The sequence below is a fragment of the uncultured Campylobacter sp. genome (assembly GCF_938045535.1).
Lineage (GTDB): Bacteria > Campylobacterota > Campylobacteria > Campylobacterales > Campylobacteraceae > Campylobacter_B.
Genome location: NZ_CALIMQ010000036.1, coordinates 1 through 8,552 on the forward strand (window position 1 = coordinate 1; position 8,552 = coordinate 8,552).

Annotated in this window: 9 protein-coding genes; 4 read left to right on the plus strand and 5 right to left on the minus strand. The window is 50.3% G+C overall.

Annotated features, from left to right (window positions below; genetic code table 11):
• The coding region (locus tag Q0095_RS01345; protein WP_297880656.1) for a G5 domain-containing protein at positions 1-235 on the plus strand (235 nt) is incomplete at its 5' end.
• Between the two features lie 251 nt (positions 236-486).
• Here the strand turns inward: Q0095_RS01345 and Q0095_RS01350 are convergent.
• Both Q0095_RS01350 and rarD read right to left on the minus strand, forming a co-directional pair.
• The gene (locus Q0095_RS01350) at positions 487-897 is read right to left on the minus strand and encodes a hypothetical protein (RefSeq protein ID WP_297880658.1); all 411 of its coding nucleotides are present in this window, start codon (positions 895-897) and stop codon (positions 487-489) included.
• Positions 890-1,762, minus strand: coding sequence for an EamA family transporter RarD (gene rarD / locus Q0095_RS01355; RefSeq protein ID WP_297880661.1), 873 nt, complete (start codon positions 1,760-1,762; stop codon positions 890-892). The genes Q0095_RS01350 and rarD overlap by 8 nt, the downstream gene beginning before the upstream one ends.
• A 104-nt stretch (positions 1,763-1,866) precedes the next feature.
• On the opposite strand from rarD, the gene Q0095_RS01360 reads away from it, so the two are divergent.
• Positions 1,867-3,210, plus strand: a complete 1,344-nt coding sequence (locus Q0095_RS01360) for a class II 3-deoxy-7-phosphoheptulonate synthase (protein WP_297880663.1) — start codon at positions 1,867-1,869, stop codon at positions 3,208-3,210.
• A 992-nt stretch (positions 3,211-4,202) separates the two neighbouring features.
• Here Q0095_RS01360 and acpS read toward each other — a convergent pair.
• Genes acpS through Q0095_RS01375 form a run of 3 tightly spaced genes read right to left on the minus strand, consistent with a single transcriptional unit; the run spans position 4,203 to position 5,840 of the window.
• The gene (gene acpS / locus Q0095_RS01365; RefSeq protein ID WP_297880665.1) at positions 4,203-4,574 is read right to left on the minus strand and encodes a holo-ACP synthase; all 372 of its coding nucleotides are present in this window, start codon (positions 4,572-4,574) and stop codon (positions 4,203-4,205) included.
• A gap of 28 nt (positions 4,575-4,602) precedes the next feature.
• Positions 4,603-5,097: a peptidylprolyl isomerase gene (locus Q0095_RS01370; protein ID WP_297880667.1), complete on the minus strand. Its 495-nt coding sequence runs from the start codon at positions 5,095-5,097 to the stop codon at positions 4,603-4,605.
• 8 nt (positions 5,098-5,105) lie between these two features.
• Positions 5,106-5,840, minus strand: coding sequence for a YebC/PmpR family DNA-binding transcriptional regulator (locus Q0095_RS01375; RefSeq protein WP_177388917.1), 735 nt, complete (start codon positions 5,838-5,840; stop codon positions 5,106-5,108).
• A 132-nt stretch (positions 5,841-5,972) separates the two neighbouring features.
• On the opposite strand from Q0095_RS01375, the gene Q0095_RS01380 reads away from it, so the two are divergent.
• Together Q0095_RS01380 and Q0095_RS01385 are read left to right on the plus strand one after the other, a co-directional pair.
• Positions 5,973-6,197, plus strand: a complete 225-nt coding sequence (locus Q0095_RS01380; protein WP_297880669.1) for a heavy-metal-associated domain-containing protein — start codon at positions 5,973-5,975, stop codon at positions 6,195-6,197.
• A 3-nt stretch (positions 6,198-6,200) separates the two neighbouring features.
• Positions 6,201-8,378 carry a cation-translocating P-type ATPase gene (locus tag Q0095_RS01385; protein WP_297880671.1) on the plus strand — a complete coding sequence of 726 codons (2,178 nt, stop codon included), beginning with the start codon at positions 6,201-6,203 and terminating at the stop codon, positions 8,376-8,378.
• Positions 8,379-8,552: the final 174 nt, after the last annotated feature.

Here is an 8,552-nt window from a genome sequence, read left to right on the forward strand (position 1 = left end):
TGTTCGTACGATTGTTGAAACTGTCACTTACACAGACGGAAAAGAGACAGGCCGTGAGGTGAAATCAAACACAATCACCACTCCAGCAGTAGATGAGATCGTTGAAGTAGGAACTAAGAAAGTAGTAGCTCCAGTAGTTACAACGAAGGAAGAAACAAAGACAGAAGAAGTTGCCTTCCAAACTAAGGAAGTCACAAATTCTGAACTTCCAGAAGGAACTCAATTTTTGCGATGAAGATTGGTATGATCTATTGCGATCCTTGTGGCAAGACTATAAATTTTCCTTTGAATCTTTGCAGAGTTTGTAAATTTTTAAGATTTTTCAGCGCGCTTGGAATTTTATTGATTTTTGGATCGAGCTTGTCTTGTAGCTGGATTTGGCTTAGTACTGCGGCTAAATTTTACCATTTTAGGTTCATCGATCAAGCCTTTTACGCCGAGCCGATTATTATATGTAGCCTAATTTTGATATCTTAAGGATCACGACTATAAGCTCTTAAATTCCATCTCCAGCTGCTTGCGCCAGTCTTGCAGCGAGCGCTCTGCGCTAGCGGCGTATTTTTCGATAAGTGCGTCCGTTTTATTTAGAAACTCAAATAGCTTGCCCTCCCACACGGCGGGGTTTAGGTTGCTTTGATGCATCGTTTTGATGTAAACCAGCTCCTTACTAAGAGCCTCAAGCTCGTCTAGATAGCTCTCGCGAGCGCTTTCGTCGCGCAGCTCTAGCCGCACAAGATCTCGCAGTTTGTCCTCCAAAATATCGCAAAATTTCATATACCTTTGCGAGCTAAGCTCGGGGTCTGCGGCGTCTGCACGCGCGGAAGCCTTTTGGACCTGAAAATACACGAGCGCGCCCACCGCAAGGGCGACTGCGAACATCAAAGCGAAATTAGCCATTTTTTCTCCTTAAGCCATCCAAGCCCACGACCGCGAGCCCGAACCAAATTAGCGAAAAGCTTAAAATTTTGTAACTCTCAAGCTCCTCGCCGTAGATAAATACCGCGATTAGCATGCTCATACTAGGGCTGATGTACTGCATAAAGCCGATCGTGGATAGCGGCAGATACTGCGTGCTTACGGCGAAGGTAAGAAGCGGCAAAATCGTAATCAGTCCGCTTGCAAACAGCAGCGCGCTGTTTACGTTAAAGCCGAAAGCGCCGCTTCCTTTTAGCGCGCAGTAGATCAGAAACGCAAGCGCGGGCAGCAGCATCAGCGCCGTTTCGCAAAACAGCCCCTCAAAGCTAGGTACTTTTACTTTTTTGCGTATGAGGCCGTAAAATGCAAAGCTAAGCGGCAGCACGAGCGAGATTATCGGCAGCCTGCCTAGCGCGTAAATTTGCACGCCGATCGCCGCAAAGGCTAGCAGAAGAGAAAGCTTAGCCGCCGCGCTTAGCTGCTCGCGCAGAAATAAAGCACCCAAAAGCACCGAAAATAGCGGATTTATAAAATATCCGAGGCTCGTTGCCAAAATTTGATCGGAATTTACCGCGTAGATATAAATGCCCCAGTTCGTGCTGATAAGTAGTCCTGTACAAAGCAGCGTGAGAGCGATTTTAGGGGTGCTAAGAAGCCGCGCGACATTTTTTAAGCGGTGTGTAAAGCAGAGAAAAACGAGCAGCAGCAGGAAGGACCAAACGACGCGATGCGCTAAAATTTGCACCGCATCCACGTCCTTTATGAGCTTGAAAAATATCGGAAAAACGCCCCACATAACAAAGGTGGCAAGAGCAAACATTAGCCCTTTAGTGCGGTTTTCTTCCATAAAATTCCTTCCAAATTGCCTAAAGGCGCTATTTTAAGATTTTTTGGGTTAATAAAAGCTTATTTGGGTATAATCGCGGGATTTACGAAATTTAAGGAGGGGCTATGAGCTGGAGTAGGACATCGTGGAAAGATTATAAAATTTTACAGCAGCCGATCTATCAGGATGAAAGTGCGGTGCAGGCCGCTAAAGAGCGCCTTTACAAGCTGCCGCCGTTAATTTTTGCGGGCGAGGTTCGCAACCTAAAAGCCGAGCTCGCGCGCGCCAGCGAGGGCAAGTCGTTTTTGCTTCAAGGCGGCGATTGCGCTGAGAGCTTTAATGATTTTAGCGCGAATAATATCCGCGATATGTTTAAGGTAATGCTTCAAATGGCAATAATTCTTACTTTTGCAGCGGGGCGCCCCGTCGTGAAGGTAGGTCGTATCGCAGGGCAGTTTGCAAAGCCGCGCAGCAGCGATTTCGAGGAGGTTGGCGGCGTGAGCCTGCCTAGCTACCGCGGCGACATAATCAACGGATTTGAGTTTAACGAAGCGGCGCGCAAAGCAGATCCAGCTCGCATGATTGAGGCGTATCATCAAAGCGCTTCGACGCTGAATCTGCTGCGCGCCTTTTCTCGCGGCGGTCTTGCGAACCTGCACGAGGTGCATAAGTGGAATTTGGGCTTTTTGAAAAAGGGCGAGTTGGAGGCTAAATTTAACGAGCTCAGCGATGAAATTTCGCGCACGCTTAAATTTATGGAGGCGTGCGGACTGAGTGCCGCTAACTCTCCGAGCCTTGCCGAGACGGTGCTTTACACCTCGCACGAGGCGCTGCTGCTGCACTACGAGGAGTGTCTGACGCGCATCGACAGCACCAGCGGCGATTGGTACGATTGCTCGGCGCACATGCTTTGGATCGGCGAGCGCACGCGCGGCGCGGACGATGCGCATGTGCATTTTTTAAGCGGTATCAAAAACCCCCTCGGCGTCAAGATCGGCCCAAGCGGCACTGCGGATGAAATTTTGCGCCTTTGCGACAAGCTCAATCCGCAAAACGAAGCAGGCAGGCTAAACGTCATCATCCGCATGGGCGCGGATAAGATCGGCGCGAGGCTACCGCAAATTTTGCGCGAGCTAAAGCGCGAGGGCAGGGCGATCCTATACAGCATCGATCCGATGCACGGCAACACCGTCAAGGCCGCCAACGGCTACAAAACGCGCGAGTTTTCTAAAATTTTAAGCGAGGTTCAGAGCTTTTTTGAGATCCACGCTGCGGAGGGCACGCACGCGGGTGGCATTCACCTTGAGATGACCGGTCAAAACGTCACTGAGTGCACGGGCGGCTCGTTTAACGTGACGCAAGAGACGCTAAAGCAGCGCTACGAAACACAGTGCGATCCGCGCCTAAACGCAGATCAGGCGCTGGAGCTTGCGTTTTTGCTCGCCGATAATCTAAAAAAGGCGGAATAATCCGCCTTTTATCGCGCGGGAATTCTATCGCGGCTTGGAATTTAATCGTAGTTTTGGGCATTTTGACGCAAGTCGGCGCTACGACCGCGCTTTGCGCTTTAAATTTAATCGTAGCCTGGCGCGAGCGATTTTAAATTTACGCGGCTCTAAATGCGGCGGCTTCGGGCGCAGTTTCGGAGCGACCGAAATATAGACAATTGAAAATTATGGCTCGCGCGAAAACGTAATCTGCGTAAGCCCGCCGCCAAAATACGAGCAATTGAAAATTTTGCGGCGTCGCGCTGCCATAAAATTTCTTTTTGCAGGGGCTTTGAAAACTTCTTGGCGGCTAAATTTAGCCCCGTGAGCTCGCGGCTTAAAATTTTAAATCCGCCCTGTATGGAATTTTAAAATTTGCGCCGCCGTGAAATTTTAAAATTTAGCGCTAAATTTACGGCCCGCGGAATTTCATCTTTAAATTTCGCCGTGTAAATTTTGATCGCTCGCTGCTGTGGGCACGCCGCTTATCTGTGCATGTTCAAGCTAGCGGCAGACTAAGCGGTAAATGTAGCTACGCAAGCTCGCCTCCCTCTTTTTGCACATAGCAATAGAGAACGCCGCGCTATCTGCGGTATTCGGCATAAGTACGGTGCAAAAGCTCTTGCTTGAGATGGGCGCGACGAACGCACGCCGCCGCGGCGCGTGTTTCATTGGCTCAAGAACTTTCGCTTAATCCTTGATGATGCGATAGATTAGGCGGAGTAGACTTCGTATCCGTTTAAAATTTCAGAGCGCTATTTCGCCGTGAAATTTTAATAGAAAATCTATGCTTCTGTCGCTAAATTTCGGGTCGAAATTTTACCTTTTGAGTTTATGTCGCCTCGCCGCTATAAAATTCCATGTCTTAAATTTAAAGCAAAATTCTGCGGCGCGGTGAAATTCCAAAATTCCGTCGTGCAAAATTTATGCAGAATTTACGCGGAGTTCTTGCTACCGTGTGCTGCTTCACTTCGTTACTTTGAGCGCGGCTTATTAAGTTTTAGTGCGACTACGGCGATTGCGACGTTTGCGTCGTGCGTGATGCTAAGGCTTGCGGATTTGATATGAAATTTTTTACGGATTTTTTTACGGATTTTTAAATGCGGCGCGCCCAGGGCGTCTTTGTAAATTTTGGCGTCTTTAAAGCCGAATTCCGCGCCGATGCCGGTGCCTAGTGCCTTGCTAAGCGCCTCTTTGGCGGCATAGATGCCCGCGATACTTTCGTCGCGCAGCGCGGAGGAGCGCTCGGATTTTTTCAAAATACGCTTTAGAAATTTCGCGCCATATTTTGCGCGCAGCGCCGCGATCCTGCGCACTGCGGTTATGTCCGTGCCGATCTTTATCACGGACGAACGCCCCGCGGTTTAAATTTAATCACGATTGCAGGCTCTCTTTAATCTCGATGTCGATGATCTTATCGCCCTGTCTGATCGCGTCTAAAACCGCTAGGCTGGGCTGATCCACGATTTGTCCGAACACCGTGTGCATGCCGTCTAGGTGCGGCTGTGCGCTGTGGCAGACGAAAAACTGGCTTCCGCCCGTATCGCGCCCCGCGTGCGCCATCGATAGCGCGCCGCGCACGTGCTTGTGCTTTTGGCGGTCGCATTCGCACTTTATGCGCCAGCCGGGACCGCCCGTGCCGGTGCCGCGCGGGCAGCCGCCTTGGATTACGAAATTTGGGATCACGCGGTGAAAATTTAACCCCTTGTAAAATCCGCTACGCGCAAGGCTAGCGAAATTCGTAACCGCCTGCGGGGCTTCGTCACCGAAAAGCTCCAGCTTCATATCGCCCTTTTCGGTTTTGATAATGGCGTATTTATCGCGCGCCAAAGCCGCCGCGTCGATGTCGTAAATTTTTAAGCTTTCCATTTTTTCTCCTATGCGATGTTAGTGTAAACTGCCTGCACGTCGTCGTCATCCTCTAGCCGCTCGAGCAGTGCGTCTATGTCGCCCAGCTGCTCCTCGCTAAATTCGTGCTTTTCGTTGGCGACGAATTTTAAGCTTGCGCTGATGATCTCAAGCCCTATCTTTTCGATCCCTTCGTTTAGAGTGCCGAAGCTTTCGTATTCGCCGTAGATTAGAAGCGTCTTTTCGAGCTCGCCCTTGTCGTTTTCAAACTCGTTGATCTCAAGCTCGCTAAGACCGAAGTCGATGAGCTCAAGCTCCAGCTCCTCAATGTCGCGGCTCGGCAGCTTGGTCTCAAAAACGGCCTTGTGCGAAAACATAAATTTTAAACTGCCGCTCGGCAAAAACTCGCCCTTGGCTTTGTTTAAAATCGACTTTACGTTCGCGACGGTGCGGGTTGGGTTGTCGGTGGCGCATTCGATTATTAAAAGCGCGCCGTGTGGCGCCTTGCCGTCGTAAAAGATCGTTTTGATATCGGCGCTATCCTTACCGCTAGCGCGCTTGATAGCCGCGTCGATGTTGTCTTTGGGCATATTTTGCGCCTTTGCCGTGGCGATCGCGGCGCGCAGTTTGGAGTTCATCAGCGGATCTTCGCCGCCCTCTTTCGCAGCCATCGTTATGGCCTTGCCCAGTTTTGGGAAAAGTTTGCTCATCTTCCCCCATCTAGCTTCTTTTGAAGCGCGTCTGTATTCAAAAGCTCGTCCCATAAAATTCCTTAAAGCTTAAATTTAAAACGGGTGATTATAACGAAAAACCCTTAAATTTCAGGAGCGGGCGTTAAAATAAAATTTATTAAAAAGTAGTATAAGTTTTGAAATTTTAATCCAAAGGAGAGACCCATGGCTTTGAAACAAAGCGTAAAATTTAAGGCGCAAAATATCCACTGCGAAAACTGCGCGAGGACGATCAAAAACGCGCTTAAGGACGATTTCGGCGAGATCGAGGTGGACGTGGCAAGCGGAGTGGTGAGTTTAAGCTTAGATCCGCGCGACGAGGCTAAATTTAAAGAGGAGATGGACGATTTGGGCTTTAGCGTCGTAGAAAAGCTGTCCTGCGAAAACTAACGGATGTCAAGCAAAATCACTCTAAATATCGTCGGGATGAGCTGCGTAAACTGCTCCAATGCGATCGAGCGGGTAAGTCGCAAGATCGAGGGGGTGCAGGAGGCGCACGTAAATTTCGCAAACGGCAGCGGCGAGTTCGTACTTGCTGATCCGGCGCTTGAGGAGACGCTAAAAGCCAAGATCAAAAAGCTGGGCTATGATATCGCCGTGGATTACGAGGATTTGGAGCGCAAAAAGCGGCGCAACCTCAAAGCGGCGCTATTTAGGCTTATTCTCGCTCTCATTTTAGCCGCGGCGGTAATGGCGGTGGAGATGAGCGGGTTTTTGAGCTTCGTCCCAAAGGCGCTACTTTGCGCGGCGATGGCGTGCGTGAGCCTATTTTACTGCGGCAAAAACTTCTTTTATCACGCTTACGGCTCTCTGAAAAACAGAAGCTTCGATATGAACGTGCTCGTGGCGATGGGAAGCTTTTTTGCGTTTGCTTATTCGCTAACGGCCGCGGCGTGGGTCTATACGCACGGCGCACAGAACGAATTTACCAATCTTTATTTCTCGTCCGCCTCGATGATAATCGCCTTTATTTCTCTCGGCAAATACCTAGAAGAGCGCAGCAAGATGAAGGCGAACGACTACATCAAGGGGCTAATCGATCTAAGCCCTAAAACCGCGCTTTTGATCAAAGACGACGGCACGATAGCCGAAGTGCGCGCAGAAGCGCTAAAGCCGGGTGATAAGGTGCTCGTAAAAAACGGCTCGCGCATCCCTTGCGACGGGCTTATCGTGGAAGGCGGCGCGCAGATCGACACTTCGCTCATCAGCGGCGAGAGCTTGGCGGTTTATAAAAGCGTGGGCGATGAGGTAAATGCAGGCTGCGTCAGCACCGACGGCGTCATCTACGTGAAGGTGACGAAATTCCCGCATCAGACGCTGCTTGCCGAGATTAAAAATCTGCTAAACGAGGCGGGCAATAAAAAGATGCCGATCGCGCGCTTTGCGGATAAAATTTCAAATATCTTCGTGCCCGCGGTGATTTTGATCGCGCTTGCTAGCTTTATAGCGTGGATGGCGCTTGACGGGCGGCTCTCATATGCCGCATCCGCCGCTATCTGCGTGCTTATCATCTCCTGCCCATGCGCGCTAGGTCTTGCGACGCCGATTGCGATCGTTTGCGCGATCTCAAACGCCGCAAAGGCTGGAATTTTAATTAAAAATCCCGAAATTTTAGAAATTTTAAAGGACGCGGACGTCGCGGTTTTCGATAAAACAGGCACGCTTAGCAAGGGCGAAATTTCGGTAAGCTTCAGCGATCTGAGCGCCCAAGATCTCTACTCTCTAGCAAGCGCGCAAAAGCTTAGCGAGCATCCGATCTCAAAGGCGATCGTAAAATTTGCCGAGCTGAAATTCGGCGAAATTTCTAAGCTTAACGGCGAGTTCGAAAGCATCGCGGGCAAGGGGATCGTCGCTAAAAATCCCACCGGCGAAATTCTTTGCGGCAGCGCGGGCTTTCTGCGCGAGCGCGGCGTAGATGCGGGCGTCGAAATAGAAGCAGAGGAGCTTTTAGATAAGGGCTTCGGCGTCGTTTATTGCGCGATAGGCGGCTCGTACGCGGGCTTTATCGCATTTAGCGACGAGATCAGAGCCGAAGCGCGGGATGTAGTGCAGGCACTGCAAAAAAGAGGCGTAAAAACCGTCATGCTAACGGGCGATAACGCCAAAACGGCAAATTTCGTCGCTCGCAGCCTCGGCATCGACGAGGTAAGAAGCGGAGTGCTTCCAAGCGGCAAATATGAGTTCATCAAATCCCTGACGGACGAGGGCAAGCGGGTGCTTTTCGTGGGCGACGGCGTCAATGACGCACCAAGCTTAAAAGCCGCTAGTATCGGTGTCGCGATGAACGGCGGCAGCGACGTAGCCAAGGGCGCGGGCGACGCGATCTTTATAAAAAACGACCTTGCAAGCGTGCTATATCTATTTCGCCTATCGGAAGCTGCCATGCGGACGATCAAGCAAAACCTCTTCTGGGCGCTGTTTTACAACGCCGTATGTATCCCGATCGCGGCAGGCGCGCTATATCCAGCGCTTGGCGTGCTTTTAAAGCCGATGTACGGCGCTGCAGCGATGTGCTTTAGCTCCGTGACGGTCGTGTTAAATTCCATCAGATTAAAATTCGCTAAATTTTAACGCGACGGATTTTGCGCTAGACGCGGAATTTTGCGCGGCGAAATTTTAATTTACTCCGCGCAAAACGCGCAAAATTTTATCCCGCGGCTAATCGCGCGCGAAATTCCGCGGGATTAGCGCTGCTTGCAAAATTTTATCTTGCGATTAATCTGGCGTAAAATTTCGTGAATTCCG

Coding starts and splice junctions, on each gene's coding strand:
- Q0095_RS01375 (WP_177388917.1), bottom strand. CDS start 5,840: ATGGGACGAGCTTTTGAATACAGACGCGCTTCAAAAGAAGCTAGATGG.
- Q0095_RS01385 (WP_297880671.1), top strand. CDS start 6,201: ATGTCAAGCAAAATCACTCTAAATATCGTCGGGATGAGCTGCGTAAAC.
- Q0095_RS01350 (WP_297880658.1), bottom strand. CDS start 897: ATGGCTAATTTCGCTTTGATGTTCGCAGTCGCCCTTGCGGTGGGCGCG.
- Q0095_RS01360 (WP_297880663.1), top strand. CDS start 1,867: ATGAGCTGGAGTAGGACATCGTGGAAAGATTATAAAATTTTACAGCAG.
- Q0095_RS01370 (WP_297880667.1), bottom strand. CDS start 5,097: ATGGAAAGCTTAAAAATTTACGACATCGACGCGGCGGCTTTGGCGCGC.
- rarD (WP_297880661.1), bottom strand. CDS start 1,762: ATGGAAGAAAACCGCACTAAAGGGCTAATGTTTGCTCTTGCCACCTTT.
- Q0095_RS01380 (WP_297880669.1), top strand. CDS start 5,973: ATGGCTTTGAAACAAAGCGTAAAATTTAAGGCGCAAAATATCCACTGC.